Origin of the sequence: Rhodococcus sp. WB1 (assembly GCF_001700945.1) — a bacterium.
GTDB lineage: Bacteria > Actinomycetota > Actinomycetes > Mycobacteriales > Mycobacteriaceae > Rhodococcus > Rhodococcus aetherivorans.
This window is the reverse complement of sequence record NZ_CP015529.1, coordinates 5,023,274-5,040,817: the sequence shown is the minus strand read 5'-3', so window position 1 is coordinate 5,040,817 and position 17,544 is coordinate 5,023,274. Positions and strand designations below refer to the sequence as shown.

Genomic DNA, 17,544 nt, shown 5'->3' with positions numbered 1-17,544 from the left:
CATGTACCTCACCCACGCCCTGCACCGCGCGGTCCGCTACTGGGGCGATGACATTCTGACCGTCGACGCCGACCGTGCGTTCACCTCGACGCAGTCGGCCAAGAGGGTCGCCCGGCTCGCGGGCGCGCTGCGAACACTCGGCGTCGGTGACAACGACCGGGTCTCGATTGTCGCGCTCAACTCCGACCGGCACCACGAGGTGTTCTTCGCGAGCTGGTGGGCGGGTGCGGTACCGAGCCCGCTCAACACGCGCTGGTCCGCCACCGAGATCACCTACGCGCTCAACGACTCGGGCACCAAGGTCGTCTTCGTCGACGAGGCGTTCGCCGCTATGGTCCCGGTGCTGCGCGAGCAGGTGCCCGGCCTCGAAGCGATCGTGTACGTCGGCCGCGGCGAGGCGCCTCAGGGCACGCTGGTCCACGACGAGCTGATCGAGGGGGCCGAGCCGATTGCGGACGCGCACCGGTCGGGCGACGACCTCGCGTTCATCCTTTACACCGGCGGCACTACGGGCCACGCCAAGGGCGTGATGATCACCCATCGCTCGTTTCTCACCGGTCTGCTCAGCTACCAGATGTCCGGGGCGGCGGTCCGTGCGGGGGGCGTCACCATGCTGACCGGTCCGCTCTTCCACATCGGGGCTCTGCTGGGGTGGTACTCGCAGCAGCTGCTCGGTGGCAAGCTCGTCTTTGTGCCGACGTTCTCGCCCGAGAACGCGATGCGCACGATCCAGGAGCACCGGGTCACCGGCTGTGCGCTGGTGCCGACGATGATCCAGCGGATCTGCGAGCATCCCGACTTCGCGTCGTACGACCTCAGCAGCCTGGAGTTCATCGGGTACGGCGCCTCCGGGACCCCCGACAGCCTGCTCGAACTGGTCATGAAGAACCTTCCGCAGACCCAGCTCGTCCACGTCTACGGCATGACCGAGGCCGGGTGCCTCACCATGCTCAACGGGCCCGACCACCGGGCCGGCCGCAAGCTCGGGTCGGTCGGACGAGCGACCCCGATCGTCGAGCTCGACGTCGTGGACCCGGACGGGAACCCGGTGCCGCCGGGCACGGTCGGCCAGATCGTCACCCGGGGCGGACACCTGATGATCGGTTACTGGAACAAGCCCGACGAAACCGCCGCCGCGTTCAAGGACGGCTGGTTCCAAACCGGCGACGGCGGCTATCTCGACGAGGACGGCTATCTCTGGATCGCGGACCGGCTCAAGGACATGATCATCACCGGCGGCGAGAACGTGTACTCCGCCGAGGTCGAGAACGTGCTCGCCGACCATCCCGCCGTCGCTTCGTGCGCCGTGATCGGAATCCCCGACCCGGACTGGGGCGAGCGGGTGCACGCCGTCCTGGTGCTGCGCCCTGGGCACACGACCTCGATCGAGGAGGTCCGGGCCTTCGTCAAGGAGCGGATCGCCAGCTACAAGGCGCCACGCAGCATGTCGATCATCGGCGAGATGCCGATGAGCGGCGTCGGCAAGATCCTCAAGCGCGAGCTGCGCGCCACCATCGCGGCCGACTGAGCCGAACGACCCAGGAGAACTTCAGGTGCAACGCAAGATCTACGACGCCGACCACGAGGCGTTTCGTGTCATGATCCGCGACTTCATCGCGGCCGAGTTGTCGCCCTACTACATGGAGTGGGAACACGATCACATCGTGCCGCGGGACTTCTTCCGCAAACTGGGCGCGATCGGGGTCACCGGCTTCGGCATCCCCGAGGTGTACGGCGGCCCGGGGGAGGTGAGCTTCAAGTATCAGGCGATCATTTCCGAGGAGAATGCCCGCGCGAGCGTGCACATGGGCCACTACGGACTGAGCACCGGCATGGTGTTGCCGTACCTGCTGACCCTCGCCACCGACGAGCAGAAGCAGCGGTGGTTGCCGGGCATCGCGTCGGGCGACATCCTGCTGTGCATCGCCATGACCGAGCCGGGCACAGGCTCCGATCTCGCCGGCATCCGCACATCCGCACGGCTCTCCGACGACGGGCGCCACTACGTGCTCAATGGCGCGAAGACGTTCATCTCCGGCGCCCGCAACTCCGAATTGTGCGTCGTCGTGGCCCGCACCGCGGCGCCGAGCGAGACCGACCGCCGCAACGGACTGAGTCTGCTCGTGGTGCCCACCGACAGCGAGGGCTTCGAGTTCGGCCGCAACCTCGACAAGATCGGGCTCAAGTCCAGTGACACCAACGAGCTGTCGTTCGCCGACGTGCACGTCCCGGTCGAGAACCTCCTCGGTGAGGAGGGCATGGCCTTCAGTTACCTGGGGCAGAACCTGCCGCGGGAGAGGCTCATCGTCGGGGTCGACGCCGTGTCTCGCGCGCGCGCCGCCGTGGAGATGACGCGCGCCTACGTCCAGGAACGCAAGGTGTTCGGCAAGCCGGTGGCGGCCTTCCAGAACACCAAGTTCGTGCTCGCCGAGTGCGACGTCGAGGTCGAGACGAGCCAGGCGTTGGTCGACCGCGGCATCGAACTCGAGGACGCGCACGAGCTCACCCCTGCCGATGCGGCACGCATCAAGCTGCAGACCACGGAGATGGCCGGTCGGGTGGTCGACAAGTGTCTCCAGCTTCACGGCGGTTACGGCTACATGCGGGAGTACGCCATCGCCCGTATGTTCACCGACCTGCGGGTCAACCGCATCTACGGCGGATCCACCGAGGTCATGAAGACCATCATCGCGAAGGACATGGGCCTCTAGGCCCGGAGGGAAACCCATGACCGACACCGTTCTGTTCACGATCGAGGGCGGCATCGCCACTATCGCGATGAACCGTCCCGAGCGCCGCAATTCCTTCACCATCGAGATGGCCGACGGGCTGCTCGACGCCCTCGAGCGCTCCGAGGTGGACCCGTCCGTCCGGGTCGTCGTGCTCACCAGCGCTGGGGACCACTTCTGCGTGGGTCGTGACAACTCCGACACCGACCCGGCGCCGTACCCCCCAGGAGATCACCTCTTCGGCCGGGCCGGCCTGATGCGCTATACCCGCCTGATCACCCAGCTACACGACATGAACACTCCCGTGATCGCGGAGGTCAAAGGCGGCTGCGCCGGCGCGGGTATGTCGCTCGCCCTCAACGCCGACCTGCGGTACGTCGCGACCACGACCGTGATGAGCACGGCCTTCGTCAACGTCGCCTTCGGCGGCGACCTCGGCGGGCCGTGGCAGCTCTCCCGGCTGCTCGGCTCCGCCAAGGCCGCCGAGCTGCTGCTGCTGTCGCCGAAGATCCGCGGCGCGGAGATCGTCGAGTGGGGACTGGCCAACGAAGTGCTCCCGCCTGAACACCTTTCGGCACGGGTGCGCGAGATCGCCGCCCAGATCGCCGCGAAGTCGCCGCGCGGGCTGACCGCCGTACGGCGGAACCTCAAGGCCGCCGCGACCATGTCGCTCGGCGACTACCTGCCGCTCGAGGCGGAGCAGTTCGCGACCTGCCTGGCGTCTCCGGACGCCGAGGAGGCACGGCTGGCGTTCGTCGAGAAGCGCGCTCCGAAGTTCGCGAGCTGAGCCGATGAACTGCGATCCCGCCGCCTCCCGCGGCCCGCTCACCGGCGTCCGGGTCCTCGAACTGGGCGGCATCGGTCCCGCGCCCTTCGCCGGCATGCTGCTCGGCGACATGGGGGCCGAGGTGATCCGCGTCGACCGTCCCGGCGAGGCCGGCCGGAACAACCCGTTCCCGGTGCTGCACCGTAATCGGCGTTCGATCACGGTCGACCTCAAGGACCGGCGCGGCGCCGGACTCGTGCTGGATCTCGCCCGCGGCGTCGATGCGGTCATCGAGGGCTTTCGCCCCGGGGTGGCCGAGCGGCTGGGTCTCGGGCCGGACAACCTGTTCGCCTGCAACCCCGCGCTCGTCTACGGCCGCATGACAGGCTGGGGGCAGGACGGACCGCTGGCCCAGGAGCCCGGTCACGACATCAACTTCATCGCGCTCACCGGCGTGCTCGAGGCGATCGGGACCCACGAGGAGCCGTTGCCGCCGCTCAACCTGGTCGGCGACATGGGTGGTGGGATGTTCCTGGCGCTCGGCGTGCTCGGCGCCGTGATGAACGCCCGCGCCGGCGGCTGCGGCCAGGTCGTCGACGCCGCCATGTGCGACGGCAGCGCCACGATGATGGCGATGGTGTACGACTTCTGGAACGCGGGCCGGTGGAACGTCGAGCGCGGTACCAACGGCATCGACGGCGGCAGCCCCTGCTACGGCGTCTACCGCTGTGTCGACGACCGCCACGTCGCCCTCGGCATCGGGGACGAGCGCTCCTACGCCGCGTTGCTCGACGTCCTCGGCCTCGCCGAGGACCCGACCTTCGCCGACCGGCAGGACAGTGCCGAGTGGCCGCGGATGCGCAAGACCCTCGCCGCCCTGTTCGCCCAGCGCGAGCGCGACACGTGGGCGCAGCTGTTCGCTGGTCGCGGCGCAAGCTTCTCGCCCGTCCTCGACCTGGTCGAGGCGCCCCACCACCCGCACAATCAGGCGCGCCAGACCTTCCTCGTAGGTCCTGGAGGGACCATCGAGCCGGCGCCGACGCCGCGGTTCTCCGGCACGCCGTTGCCGCGCCCGATCGCTGCCCCGGTCCTCGGTGCCGACACCGACGCGGTGCTTGTGGCCGCGGGTGTCCTACCGGAGCGGATCGACGAACTGCGGGCCGCCGGTGTCGTCGCCTGAGCTCACCGCGGTACGGGGGACGTCCGTCCCCGTCGCAGTCCGGTACGACGATCTGGGTTCGACCGGCCATGTCGACAACGTCGCGTCGATGCGGATCATCGAAGAGGCGCGGCACACGTTCCTCGGACACCCGGTGACGCCGCACGCCCCAGGCGGGCTGCTCGACCTGGTGCCGAGCCACATTCAGCACCTGGTGCGCCGGCAGGACATCGAGTACCGCGACGAACTCTGGTACCAAGCCGAGCCGTTCCTCGTCGACGTGTGGGTGTCCGCGGTCGGCACGACGTCCTTCCGCCTCGGTAGCGCGATCCGCACCTCGGCCGACGCCGAGCCGGCGGTGACCGCCGAGGCGGTCATCGTGCTCGTCGACCTGGAGACCGGCAAACCGTGGCCGATCCCGTGTGAAATCGGCGGACAATTCACAGGTAGCGTCATTCCCCAGTAGCGACCGCCGTTGGCCTGGGGAGTGTTTCGAGAATGGCGCCGCAGCGAAGATGGAGTCTTGTCGGCGTGTGGTGACAATTGAAATGAGTGTGGTCTCCGGTACTCGCGTGAGCGATCAAGCAAACCTCGGGTACCGGAGACCTCGTAGGTCGTGAACCGGACCCTTCCGACCGGCGAGCGGCTCTATGGGTGCTCACTGAATTCGGCGAGGGTGTCGGGGAAGAGTTGCGTTGTCGTCTGGTGACTCGTATCGCGGACGCTCTCAGCACCGGGGTTCCGGGCGAAGCCCCGGACAGTCGCCGGTTGCCTGCACCGTTTCACCGAGGAACTGCTGTCGGAGCAGTAGGACCGCGATACGGCCGGCATGTTCATTGCTGCGAGGCAGGAGCTACGCCGTGACCGTCGACCACGCCTGTGACGTGGTCGACGGCCAAGGGTGTATGACTTTGTGCACGGTCGTCGACGGATCCGCCCGAACTCGCTACCTCGACACGTGGGCCGATGAGAAGGGTGTTGCTGCCGTGGTTTTCGTCAGCAGCGCGCCTCCGGGGCCGCAGTCAGCACCGGACAGCCTGCTGCTCGACGAGTTCCTGGCGCAGCGCGCGTAGCTGGCGCGGCATGTTCCATCCGGCGACAGCGGTGGTACGCCCGGACGCGTCGCGTTGCACGGCGGCAAAGGGTCCCTCGTCGAGCGAGCCCTCGACGGCGGTGAAGTCCGCGGCCGTGGGGCGGCCGTAAACCTGGATCCGCACGTCGTACTGGTCGCTCCAGAAGTATGGCACCGGTGCGAACGGTGTCCGCTTCCCCAGCAGGGTCCTCGCGGCCGCCATGCCCTGCTCGGTGGCGTTCATCCGGTGCTCGAGACGAAGCCGTCCGAGCGTCGGGTGAAGCCACGAGGCGACATCACCGGCGGCGACGACCCCCGGTGCGGCCTGGCAGAATTCGTCGCACTGGACTCCGTCGTCGATGGTGAGTCCGCTGCCGCGCAGCCAGTCGGTGACCGGCTCGGCGCCGATCGCGACGAGCAGTACGTCTGCGGCGACCTCCGCGCCGTCGTCCAGGACGACGCCGCTCACCCGGCCGTCGGTCTCCCGGACATCGGCGACGCCGCGTCCACAGAGCAGCTGCACACCGTGGTCACGGTGCAGTCGCGCGACCCGCTGGCCGATCCGCGGACCGAGTTGGCGCTGCAGCGGCAGCTCCAGCGGGTCGATGACGGTGACCCGGCAGCCGAGTTCGGCGGCCACCGAGGCTGCTTCCGTGCCGAGGAAGCCTGCGCCGACGACGACGACGGCTGCGCCGGGTACAACCTCCCGACGCAGCGCGAGGGCGTCCTCGATCGTGCGGAGCATGTGCACCCCGGGGCGGCCGACTGCGAAGGGCAGGGCCCGGGGACGCACGCCCGTCGCGACGACCAGTCCGTCGAAGGCGATGTCGGAACCGTCCGCGAGCGCGAGCCGGCCCGCCGCGAGGTCGAGCCGCTCGGCCCGTACTCCCAGCCGCCATTCGGCGTCGAGCCCTTCGAGCGCGGCGGGCGGGCGCAGGGTGAGTTTCTCCTCTTCCCACTCTCCGCGAAGCAGCTGCTTCGACAGTGGCGGTCGGTCGTACGGGGGCCGCTGGTCTCCGTCGACCAGGACCAGTCTGGCGGTGTACCCCTCGCGGCGCAGTGTCTCGGCCGCGGTCAGACCCGCGGCCGAGACACCGACGACCACGACCTGGTCGAGGCTCATTCCTCGACCACGATCGCGAGGGCCGGGCAGAGCAGCGCGGCCTCGTGCACTTGGGGGGCGAGGTCGGCCGGGGGTGAGTCTTCGAGCAGGATGACGATGCCGTCCTCGTCCCGCTGGTCGAACACCTCGGGCGCGGCAAGCACGCATTGCCCGCCGCCGACGCACTTGTCCTCGTCGATGTGGATCCTCATCAGGTCTGTCCTTTCGGTCACCAGGTCACAGGCAGGCGATGCAAGCCGTAGATGGACATGTCGGTCTTGTATTGGAGTTCCGTCACCGGCTCCGCCAGAGCGAGAGTGGGGATCCGCTTGAGGAGAGTCGAGTAGACGACCTGCAGCTCGACCCTGGCCAGCTGCTGCCCCAGGCACTGGTGGACCCCGAAGCTGAACGCGAGGTGGTGCCGTGCGGGCCGGGTGATGTCGAGGACGTCGGGTTCGGCGTGGCCCTCGCTGGCGAAGGCGGCCTTGTCGCGGTTGGCGGAGGGAAAGTCGAGGATCAGGCCGTCGCCGGCGCGGATCTGCGTGCCCGCAACCTCGAAGTCGCCGATGGCCACGCGCCGGGCACCGCTGTGGACGATCGTGAGGTAACGCAGCAGCTCCTCGACCGCACCTGCGGCCACCGCCGGGTCGTCGGCGTCACGGATCAGCGCGGCCTGCTCCGGGTTGGTCAGTAGTGCGGCGGTGCCGAGGGCGATCATGTTGGCGGAGGTCTCATGGCCGGCGGTCAGGAGCAGCAAGCCCATCCGGGCAACCTCTTCGCGGGTCATGAGACCGGGGTTGAGCTGTTCGACGACGAGGCGGCTCAGAGTGTCGTCAGTCGGTTTCTCGATCTTGGCGTCGATGACGTTTCCGATCATCGCGAGCATCTCCTCGGCCGCTGCCACGGTGTCCGCGGGTGTGGAGGTTGCCGCGGTGAATACCTTGGTGAGCTCCTGGAAGCGGTCGTGCTCGGAGTAGGGAACGCCCAGCAGCTCGCAGATCATGACCGACGGCACCGGCAGGGCGAGCGACTCGACGAGATCGACAGGCTTGGGGCCGGCGAGCATCTCGTCGATGCACCGGTCGGTGACGGCCTGGACGACGTCCCGCATGCTCTGCATGCGCTTGGCGGTGAAGTCCCGGGCCAGCGCGCGGCGCGGCTCGTCGTGGGCCGGGCCGTCCTCGGTGAAGAAGGTTTTCGCCCGCGCCCGGCGCGCCTTGATCGCGGCTGAGCTGTGCGGGTATGCCGGATTGTCGGTGTCCGCGCTGACCAGTGGACTCGCCATCACCGCGCGGATGTCGGTGTGCCGGGTCACCAGCCAGGGCTCACTGCCGTCCCAGATCCGCACCCGGCGCAAACCCTCTTCCTGCTGAATCTCGGCTAGGTCGCCCGCCGGGTCGAACGGGCATCGTGCGGTGTCACGCGGCATGGGGTACAGGGGGACATCGGCGGTGTGCAGCATGCGACCTCCAGAAGCGGAAGGGAGAGATGGAATACTCTAAGTTGTATTCACTTACTCCTGGTATTATCCACCTATTCTGCGTAAGGTCAAGATCTGCACCCAAACAGTCAATTACATGCTGTGCCGGCTGGGCTCTTGACAGAGCTCTCGCGGGCATCTAGAAGTGAATAATCGTTCGACTCAAGGAGGTATCTGTGCACCCCACAGCCCTGGTCACCGGCGCAGCTCGCGGCATCGGCCGGCAGATCGCCGTCTCCCTCGCCCGTGAGGGGTACGCCATCGCTGTCGTCGACACCGACTTCGACGGCTACCGTGAGTTCGACGAGGCCGCCGGCTCGGTTGTCGACGAGCTGCGCGAGATCGGCGTGCCGACCATCGCCGTCGAGGCCAGCACCACCGACGTCGAGGCCATGCAAGAGCTGGGCGCTCGGATCCACCAGGACTGGTCGCGGCTCGATGCGTTGGTCTGCAATGCAGGCGGCGGCAGCGGCGGCTTCGCCGACAACACGGCCGCCACCATCGATCTGAGCGCGTTGGACGACGTACTGCGCCGCAACCTGCACGGCACGATCACGACCGTGCAGGCCGCCCTCCCGGCCCTGCGGCAGGCGACCAATCCGGCGATCGTGACCATGGGTTCACTCACCGGCGTGGTCGCCAACCCGCAGGGCGGCTACGCCCACTACGGGATCACCAAGGCGGCCGTCATGCACTACACCCGCTACCTCGCCAACGAGCTGACACCCGAGGGCATCCGCGTCAATTGCGTGGCGCCGGGCCTGATCTCGACCGGCAGGCTGCGCGTGCGCCTCAGCGAGCAGCCGGAGCGCGAGAAGGAAATCGCGGACCGCCTCGGGACGCCGGACGAAGTCGCAGCGGCCGTGCGCTACCTCCTCTCTCCCGCCACCACGCACATGTCGGGCCAGGTGCTACAGCTCTGGCCGCCGGATGTCCGCTGAGTCCCGCTCCCCGAACCCCAGGAAGGCCAACGTGCCCACCCATCTGACGATGCAGCAGGTCGCCGAAGCTCAGAGCCTGTGCCACGTGTTCCAGTCCACCGTCGCCGCGCGCCCCGACCAGGTCGCGCTCCGTGCCTGGGAGGACGGTCGAACCTTCACCTGGCGCGAGTACGACCACCGAGTTCGCCGCATCGCCGCCGGCCTGGCGGGACTAGGCGTCCGACCCGGCGACACGGTTGCGATCATGCTGACGAACCGACCGGAGTTCCACATCGTCGACACCGCGGTGATGCACCTCGGCGCGACGTCGTACTCGATCTACAACACGTTCACCGCCGACCAGGTGTCGTCGCTGCTCGGTAGTGCCGGCAGCCGGGTGGTGATCTGCGAGGCGCGGTTCGGTGAGGTCATCCGCACAGCCGCACTGCAGCACCCGGACACCCGCGTGGTCTGCATCGACGATGCCGCCGACGACCAGCTCTCCCTGGACGCGCTCGTCGCGCTCGGTGACCCGGACTTCGACTTCGACGCGTCGTGGCGCGCGGTCGGGCGCGACGACCTGGTCGCCCTGATCTACACTTCGGGCACGACCGGTGAACCCAAGGGTGTCGAAATCACCCACGCCAACCTGCTCTACTCTTCGTCGGTCAGGGCGCGACAGCAGGCGGAGTTCACGACGCGCGATGCGGAAGAACGGGTGCTGTCGTACCTACCCGACGCCAACCTCGCCAACAGATTCGCCGCGCACTACCTGCCGATGGTGACCGGAGCCACGGTGACCGACGTGGTCGACGGCCGGTCGGTGCTGACGGCATTCCAGGAGGTCCACCCGTCGACCTTCATGGGCGTGCCGATGATCTGGTACAAGCTCGAGGCGCTGATCGAGAACGCAATTGCCGCCGAGCCGCCCGCCGAGCGGGCCGCGATCGAGCAAGCCCTCGCCGTCGGGCTGGAGAAGGTGCGCAGAGAACTTGCCGGCGACCCGGTTCCCGAAACGCTCGCCACCCAGCACGCCACAGTGGACGCGGCGGTCCTGCACGCCTGGCGGCGTCGGTTCGGCTTGGACGGTCTGTACTACGCGACCTCGGGCGGTGCGCCGATCGCGCCGGAGACGCTGGAGTTCTTCTTGGCGCTCGGCGTGCCGGTCTGCGAGGTCTACGGGCTCACCGAGAGCGCTGCCTCGGGCATCGCCAACCACCCCCACCGGATCCGGGTGGGCACCGTGGGCCAGGCGCGTAACGGAGTCGAGGTGAGGCTCGCCGACGACGGTGAGCTGCTGCTCCGCAGCCCGGGCGTGATGCGCGGCTACCGCAACGACCCCGCGAAGACGGCGGAGGCCGTCGACTCGGAGGGCTGGCTCCACACCGGCGACATCGCCACCGTGGATGAGGACGGCTACGTCCGGATCGTCGACCGCAAGAAGGACATGATCATCAACTCGTCGGGCAAGAACCTCGCACCGGCGAACATCGAGAACGCAGTCCGTCTCGCCTGCCCCCTCGCCGGCTCGGTCGTCGCCGTCGGTGACGGGCGGCCGCACGTCGCGGCGCTCGTCGTCCTCGACCGCGAGCAGGCCGCGGCGTTCGCGGCCGCCCACGGCATCACCGACCTCCGCGCCGAGACGCTGTCCCAGGACCCGCGCGTGGTGCGGGAGGTGGCCGAAGGTATCGCGCGCGGCAACGAGCGGCTCTCGCGGGTGGAGCAGGTGCGTGCGCACACGGTGCTGCCGTCGTACTGGGATGTCAACAGTGACGAGCTCACCGCCACCACGAAGGTGCGTCGCAAGCTCGTGCACGAGAAGTACGCCGCCGAAATCGCCGCGCTCTATGCCTGACCTGACCGGGAATGTTCCTGCGCATGAGTGCGTGTAATCGGCGTCGATCTCGGCGGTGTCCAGGTGACCGCCGACCTCGGGACGCCGGTCGGCCGTGCCGCACTGGTCGAAACCGTTCGTGACCCGGCTCCGGAAGGAATCGCCGGCATCCTCGCCAACGGCGGTGTCCAGACCCTGATCGTCGACGGCGGTGGCGCGACTCTCATGGGCCACAAGGATGTTTGGTCGGGCGTCGCGCGTTGGCGACCTGAACTGTGAGCACGAGATGGATGGTCTCGGCGCGCGCCATCGTCGCGACCACAGCACCCTCGATGGGCCCGGCGGGGCGTGGGGGCTGAAAGCATGGACGTCACCGTGGTCTCGGTGGCCGAACTCGCCGCCGGGCTCATCCCGTGGATTGCCGAGGCGATCCGCATGCGTGAGCACATGAACTGGTGTCGGGTGCGCCCGCTATGCGCGGGCAGGATCCTGGGGGCGTGGTCGGGGAGCGTGTGGGGCGCTCATCTGCCCTAGCGCCTGCTCGAACCGGTCGCCGGGGTGACGGTCTGTTGTGCGGAATCCGGTTGGCGATTCCGGATCGCACCGACTCGGGGGGACCGACACGCGACACATGCAGTCACCGGGATCTGGGCGGTTTCATGGCGGCCAAGACCTCGCTCGGCGGGCTGCCGCCGGTACTCCTTTTCGATGTAGCGAGCCGAGGCCCCACTGACCTTCATTGCCGATCTTGTGGAGTATGTCGTTGTGGCTAGCACTTTTACGCCGGCATCCCTCTGTCGAGGGTGATGTCCGCAGGACATGGTGTGGGCACTCGTACCACTGGGTGTCATTGCTGCTCCAGTCGGCAATGCCGTCGGGCTGGAAGCGGCACGGCGCGTACCCACGACCGTCTTTCGGTCTGCGGTCATCGGCCTGGTGATCGTTGCCGGCACCGCAACCTTGATCTCATCCTGAATGTCTCGGGTGTCCATACCGGCCAGGTTCGCAGAACGCAGAACACAGCGTCGAGCGGGTCGTCGATCAGATCGGTGAGGTGTTGGCGCGCCTGGGCCCTCGTCGACAATGCCGCGGTCCGCGGAGGCTCGCTACTCGACGTCGAACTGCGGGTGTGGCATGGGGTGTTTGACGTCGATTGCGCCGGATGTCCACTGTGCACCTGGGCGTTCGGGCGGCGGATGCGTGAGTCGCGAGGGATCGATCGTCCCCGTCGCCTCGATCGGTTGTCGGTTGCCCGGACGGGCGGCAGGCCGGTCTGCTCGATCCGCAGCGTTCCCGGCACATGCACCGTACGCCGCCCCTCGATTGTGACTCAATATTCGGAGTGCCTGGGTTCGTATGCAGGGTAATCGGCCTTAAAGTTAATCGCTGATAGTGACCGGGGGGCTTGTGCGACGGTGTCGAAAGTGGTTCACTTCACTCTATAGCGGGGTCTGTGATGTGCTTCTCGCAGCCGGGCCGGGCCGGGCCGGATTCCGAGCGGTGAGCCGATCGTCGATCACCTCCGCGAGACTCAACGACGTAGAGAAAGGCCACCCATGGCTGTCGATCACACATTTTCGGCAACGGTTTCGGCCGGGCCACACCGTTCGCCGACCAGGCGTCAGGCCTGGGTCACCGCGGCGATGCTCTTCGTGTTCATGCTCATCAACTTCGCCGACAAGGCCGTGCTCGGCCTCGTCGGCGTGGACCTTATCGACGACCTGGGCATCACCCCGAGCCAGTTCGGTCTCGTGCAGAGCGGCTTCTTCTGGTTCTTTGCAATCGGCGCCATCGTCGGCGGCATGCTGATCGGTCGAATTCCAGGCCGGTGGCTTCTCGCCGGCGTTGCACTGATATGGGCGCTGTGCCTTCTCCCGATGGTGTGGAGCACCAGTTTCACCGTGCTGCTGATCACGCGCATGATCCTCGGTTTCGCGGAGGGCCCGACGGCCGCCCTGGCCTTCGGAGTGACGCATAGCTGGTTCCGGGCCGAGAAGCGGGCTCTGCCCACATCCATTGTCGCGTCGGGAACATCGGTCGGTCCGCTCGTCGCCGCACCGATCATCACCGCACTCGTCATCCACTACTCGTGGCATGCGGCCTTCGCCGCCATGGCGATCGTGGGCCTGGTGTGGGTGGTCGGCTGGTTGATTGTCGGTCGCGACGGCCCCGAGGTCACAGGGCACGCGGTGTCGTCGTTTCCGATGCTTCCGGAGCGGGTCCCCTACCGTCGCCTGTTGACGTCCGGCACCATCGTCGGCATTACCCTGCTCTTCTTTGCCACCTACTGCAGCGTGGCGCTCAAGATCAGCTGGCTGCCGTTGGCGTTGCGTCAGGGGCTGGGTTACGACAAGGTCGCCACCGGCTGGCTGGTGTCCCTGCCGTACCTCTGCGGCGCGATCTTGATGATCGTCTTCGCGGCAGTGTCCCGCGCCATGACCCGGCGAGGGGCAAGCGTCCGCGCTGCTAGGGGACTGCTGCCCTGCGCGCTGGTGGCACTAGGCGGTTTGAGCACCATCGCATGGCCTCTCCTGGATCGCGGTGTGCTGCAAATTGTCCTGCTCGCGGTCGGAGCGTCCCTGGTGGTCGGCGCCCAGGGTATCGCCTGGACGCTGGTCTCGGACGTCGTCCCGGTCAAACAGCGCGGCACCGTCATGGGCGTGATGATCACCTGCTACAGCATGGGTGGCGTGATCGCGCCTTTGCTGCTGGGCAACCTGGTGAACGACGCTTCGAACCCGCTCCATGGTTACCAGCTCGGGTTCGCCGCCTTCGGTGTCGTCCTGGTGGGCGGAGCGCTGATCGCCGCTGCGCTCATCAACCCCGAACGCAACGTTGCGTGTTTCGTCGAGGCGCAGGAATTGTCGGCTGTGCGCGCGGACGATGCGGCATCGGCGGGGCAGATCGGACCGCGCTGAGTGCGCCTGCGGTCCTGTCGTGTCGATGACGGAGAAAGTCAACTACTACCGTGTCCGACTGTGGCTCACGCTAGGACCTGTTGCGTGCCTGAAGTGCAGTCAAGTCTGCACACACTCGAACGGTGGGCCGATTTGTCCGGCCGGCACATCTTCCTGGAAGAGGGGCATACACGGGGGAGAACAAGCACTACTCGGACTGCCGGCCCTGACATTTCACCGTGGCGGGCACGTGCTGGCGGTCGAGTTCAGCCGCCCCGAATTGTACAACGCGATCCGCCGTCCGATGCATGAGGAGCTCGCCCGGAAATCTGCCCAGATCCGGAAGGACGACACGATACGAGCCGTCGTGCTGACCGGTCAGGGCAAGGCATTCGCCACGGCGGGAAACCCTGGGGCGAGCAGCCGGAAGCCGGCCCAGTGCTCGACGCGCTCTTCCAGGAAGCCCGGAAGATCACTATGGACATCCTCGCATCGCCCCAGGCCATCATCTCGCCGGTCAACGCCTGCAGTCGATCTCGGCGCCACCATCGCGCTGCTGTGCGACATCATGCTCATCTCGAGCACGGCGATCATCTCCGATCCGCACGTGACCGTCACCGTCACCGCCGGCGACGACGGTGCTATTACCTGGTCATGGCTGGTCGGGATGACCCGCCCGAAAAAGTCCCTGATGACCGGCGACAAGGTCACCGCGTCGGAGTCGGAGCGGATCGGCCTGATGAACCGTGTCGTCGAGCGCGAGCATCTGCTCGACCAGGCCGCACGCGCTCACGGAATGATCTGCCGTCGGCCCGGTGAAGGCGGTGCAGGGCAAGGCCGTGCTCAACCAGATCCTGCGCGATACTGCCGATCTGGTGCTCGACGACGTGTTCACCACCGAAAAGGAGCGCTTCGGCTGCGGAAAACACCGCCGGGTAGGCGAGTTGTTTCCCCGGTCGCGAGTCGAACGCCACCGCAGGGAGCGGCTCAGCGCACCACGACACGCGGCCGAATTGCCGCTCCCCCTGGATCGCCGTACCCGCCACGAGCCGAACGGCTGGGCCTCGTTCTACAACACCTTACCGCCGATCAGCCGCCTACCTCGTCGACAGCATCGACAAGCGGGTTGTGTTGTACGAGAAGCAATCTCTCGACAAGATTCGTATGGGGGCCGCGGACACCGGGGTCCGTACCGTCGTCTGTGTCGACAGCTACGCAGACGGGACCGTCGGCCTCGACGACCTCGAGTCGCGTGACGTCCCGGATTTCGACTTCGACCGCGTCTGGCGTTCGGTGTCCCGCGACGGCCTGCTCGCACTGATCTTCCCTTCTCGAACCACCGGTGCACCCCAGGGCGTGAAGCTCACTCACGGCGACATTCTTTTCTCGGTTGCCACGAACGTGGCCATCCAGGCCGAGTGCGCGCGGGCCGACGCGCAAGCGGGACCCCGAACCTTCCCGACACCAACCTCGCGAACCGCTGGTCGGGCCACAACGTGCCGATGCCGTCACGAGCGACGATCACCACCGTCCTCGTCGACCAGCACGACAAGTCGATCGAGGCCGCAGGTCACTGCGGGGTCCGTTCACCTGACTCGAGGGCTCGAAGCGTCTCGCTGATGACCGCCATCGTGCTGTGTGGGGCGTGACGTCGATGCCACCGCGTGGAGTGCGTCGCACTGCCTGCCCCCTTCCTCCCGCGAGTGTCACATCGGCACGTGGAGCGGCTACGTCGAATGCGACCAGTTCGACGGCCAGAGCACAGACGCCGCCGGCGAGCCCGGGGGAGGGGTAGGGGCTGGTCGAGTGGAGGGCTCGTTCTTGGCGCCGCCATGACCGCACGGCTGCCACCGCGAGTACGCTGCCGGTACCGCAGGCGACGAACGCGACCTTGTCCCGAGATAGATCGTGGTCTGTGACAGACCCGTCAGGGTGGTCATCGGGGTGGCCTCACCGGCGACCGGGGTCGGACTGTTCGGACGCAGGCTCGTGCGGTGCATTCATTGGCGAGCGAGAAGCGGGTGTCCGGCTGCTCGCCCACCGAGTACACCGCCACGGGAGGCCGGTGCTGCTGGTCATCCTCTTTCGTCTGTGGCTTCACCCCTGATCTGTACCCCGACGGATCTTCGACAGAAGTAGGTTGTCAGAGCAGCTCGAGAATCGTGGCGTTGGCCATGCCGCCGCCCTCGCACATCGTCTGCAGGCCGTACCGGATCTTTCGGTCTCGCATGTGATGCACCAGCCGGGTCGCCAGGATCGCGCCGGAACCGCCGAGTGGGTGCCCGACCGCAATCGCGCCGCCCAGCGGATTCACCAGGGTCGGGTCGGCTCCGGTCTCGCCGAGCCATGCGAGCGGAACCGAGGCAAACGCCTCGTTGACCTCGAATGCGCCGATATCGGCGATCGAGAGGCCGGATCGTTCGAGCGCCTTTGCGGTTGCCGGGATGGGCCCCGTCAGCATCATTACCGGATCGTCGCCTGCCATCACGGCGGTATGGACTCGTGCGATCGGGGTCAGACCGAGTTGGTGTGCCTTTTCGCTGGTAGTGACCAGCAGTGCTCCGGCACCGTCGGAGATTTGGGAGGCGTTGCCGGCGTGGATGACGCCGTCCTTCTTGAACGAGGTTTTCAGTTCGGCGAGCTTGTCGACAGTGGTGCCCCGGCGAATACCCTCGTCCATGTCCAACACACCGGGAAGAGGGGCGATCTGGCCCACCAGTGCTTCTGAATCGACTGCCGCGGCCGCCTTCTCATGTGACATCACCGCGAAGTGATCGAGCTGGCGACGGGTGAGCCCCCACTTCGCGGCGATCATTTCGGCGCCGACTCCCTGGTTGAAGGTCTCGACCCCGAATCGGTCCAGAACAGTCTGCCCGAACGGTTGTCCGGATTGGCGGCTGGAACCCATCGGGACCCGAGACATCGACTCCACACCGCCGGCAACGGCAACGTCATAGTGGCCGGCGATCACCCCGGCGGCGGCGAAGTGCAGCGCCTGCTGGCTCGAACCACACTGCCGGTCTACCGTGGTGGCCGGAACCGACTCGGGCCAGCCCGCCGCGAGGACGCCGCTCCGGCCGATGTTGTTCGCCTGGTCTCCGATCTGGCCGACACAACCCCACACAACGTCGTCGACGACCGCGGGATCGATACCAGTCCGCGCCGCCAGAGCGGTCAATACGTGGGCCGACAGGTCTGCGGGATGGATCCCGGCCAGTGATCCATTGCGCTTGCCGACCGGGGTTCGTACCGCGTCGACTATGACTGCATCTCGCATGATGTGCTCCTGGTGTCCTCGGTTCGATGCACCCTCGAATCAATCAGGGCAGCGCATCGGGCACAAAGAGGCGAATGCGAACACGGCGATTCGATCCACCTATGAATGACCATCGCGACGAATCGATGCAGATCGGGTAGCGACTTCTGTTCGGGCGGTTGCTCGCTGGTGAATGACACCGGAGGAGATGAGAGTCTCGAACTTCGCAGCCCGACCCGGCGCGCAGAGCACTGCCTCCGTGTCCTCACCCAGCTCCGGCGCCGAGGCAGTGAGCGAGACGCCCCACTCGTCGATCGTGACAATCAGTT

General features: G+C 67.2%; 15 protein-coding genes and 1 pseudogene. 11 read left to right on the top strand and 5 right to left on the bottom strand.

The window, feature by feature from the left end; all coding sequences use genetic code 11:
• The first annotated feature begins 1 nt into the window (after window position 1).
• The 5 genes from A4U64_RS22570 (at window position 2) to A4U64_RS22550 (ending at window position 5,120) form a co-directional block, all read left to right on the top strand.
• A complete protein-coding gene (locus A4U64_RS22570; protein WP_050034433.1) occupies window positions 2-1,528 on the top strand; it encodes an acyl-CoA synthetase in 1,527 nt (508 codons plus the stop codon).
• 25 nt (window positions 1,529-1,553) lie between these two features.
• Window positions 1,554-2,711, top strand: coding sequence for an acyl-CoA dehydrogenase family protein (locus tag A4U64_RS22565; protein ID WP_050034434.1), 1,158 nt, complete (start codon window positions 1,554-1,556; stop codon window positions 2,709-2,711).
• 16 nt (window positions 2,712-2,727) lie between these two features.
• Complete coding sequence (locus A4U64_RS22560; protein WP_050034435.1) at window positions 2,728-3,516, top strand: enoyl-CoA hydratase/isomerase family protein; 789 nt, start codon at window positions 2,728-2,730, stop codon at window positions 3,514-3,516.
• Between the two features lie 4 nt (window positions 3,517-3,520).
• On the top strand, window positions 3,521-4,675 hold the full coding sequence (locus tag A4U64_RS22555; RefSeq protein ID WP_050034436.1) for a CaiB/BaiF CoA transferase family protein: 1,155 nt from the start codon (window positions 3,521-3,523) through the stop codon (window positions 4,673-4,675).
• An 88-nt stretch (window positions 4,676-4,763) separates the two neighbouring features.
• Window positions 4,764-5,120, top strand: coding sequence for an acyl-CoA thioesterase (locus A4U64_RS22550; protein WP_144414992.1), 357 nt, complete (start codon window positions 4,764-4,766; stop codon window positions 5,118-5,120).
• A 556-nt stretch (window positions 5,121-5,676) separates the two neighbouring features.
• Here the strand turns inward: A4U64_RS22550 and A4U64_RS22545 are convergent.
• Genes A4U64_RS22545 through A4U64_RS22535 form a run of 3 tightly spaced genes read right to left on the bottom strand, consistent with a single transcriptional unit; the run spans window position 5,677 to window position 8,290 of the window.
• Window positions 5,677-6,849, bottom strand: coding sequence for an NAD(P)/FAD-dependent oxidoreductase (locus A4U64_RS22545; protein WP_065923145.1), 1,173 nt, complete (start codon window positions 6,847-6,849; stop codon window positions 5,677-5,679).
• On the bottom strand, window positions 6,846-7,040 hold the full coding sequence (locus A4U64_RS22540; RefSeq protein ID WP_050034438.1) for a ferredoxin: 195 nt from the start codon (window positions 7,038-7,040) through the stop codon (window positions 6,846-6,848). Before A4U64_RS22540 ends, A4U64_RS22545 begins: the two co-directional genes overlap by 4 nt.
• Before the next feature lie 17 nt (window positions 7,041-7,057).
• Window positions 7,058-8,290 carry a cytochrome P450 gene (locus tag A4U64_RS22535; RefSeq protein WP_065923144.1) on the bottom strand — a complete coding sequence of 411 codons (1,233 nt, stop codon included), beginning with the start codon at window positions 8,288-8,290 and terminating at the stop codon, window positions 7,058-7,060.
• Window positions 8,291-8,484: 194 nt separating this feature from the next.
• Between A4U64_RS22535 and A4U64_RS22530 the strand changes: the two genes are divergently transcribed.
• The 6 genes and pseudogenes from A4U64_RS22530 to A4U64_RS29250 form a co-directional block, all read left to right on the top strand.
• Complete coding sequence (locus A4U64_RS22530) at window positions 8,485-9,249, top strand: SDR family NAD(P)-dependent oxidoreductase (RefSeq protein ID WP_050034440.1); 765 nt, start codon at window positions 8,485-8,487, stop codon at window positions 9,247-9,249.
• A gap of 31 nt (window positions 9,250-9,280) precedes the next feature.
• Complete coding sequence (locus A4U64_RS22525; protein WP_306430607.1) at window positions 9,281-11,083, top strand: AMP-dependent synthetase/ligase; 1,803 nt, start codon at window positions 9,281-9,283, stop codon at window positions 11,081-11,083.
• Between the two features lie 63 nt (window positions 11,084-11,146).
• Complete coding sequence (locus A4U64_RS22520) at window positions 11,147-11,341, top strand: hypothetical protein (protein ID WP_050034441.1); 195 nt, start codon at window positions 11,147-11,149, stop codon at window positions 11,339-11,341.
• Between the two features lie 84 nt (window positions 11,342-11,425).
• Window positions 11,426-11,596, top strand: a complete 171-nt coding sequence (locus tag A4U64_RS28310; RefSeq protein ID WP_157127596.1) for a hypothetical protein — start codon at window positions 11,426-11,428, stop codon at window positions 11,594-11,596.
• 1,022 nt (window positions 11,597-12,618) lie between these two features.
• The gene (locus A4U64_RS22515; RefSeq protein ID WP_231772096.1) at window positions 12,619-13,980 is read left to right on the top strand and encodes an MFS transporter; all 1,362 of its coding nucleotides are present in this window, start codon (window positions 12,619-12,621) and stop codon (window positions 13,978-13,980) included.
• Window positions 13,946-14,689 (top strand): annotated as a pseudogene (locus A4U64_RS29250) (enoyl-CoA hydratase/isomerase family protein); the annotation flags it as partial. The gene A4U64_RS22515 and the pseudogene A4U64_RS29250, both read left to right, overlap by 35 nt.
• Before the next feature lie 359 nt (window positions 14,690-15,048).
• Here the strand turns inward: A4U64_RS29250 and A4U64_RS28915 are convergent.
• Entirely contained in the window at window positions 15,049-15,330 is a 282-nt protein-coding gene (locus A4U64_RS28915; RefSeq protein WP_231772095.1) for a hypothetical protein, read from the bottom strand.
• Between the two features lie 772 nt (window positions 15,331-16,102).
• The gene (locus tag A4U64_RS22505; RefSeq protein WP_050034446.1) at window positions 16,103-17,236 is read right to left on the bottom strand and encodes a thiolase family protein; all 1,134 of its coding nucleotides are present in this window, start codon (window positions 17,234-17,236) and stop codon (window positions 16,103-16,105) included.
• Window positions 17,237-17,544: the final 308 nt, after the last annotated feature.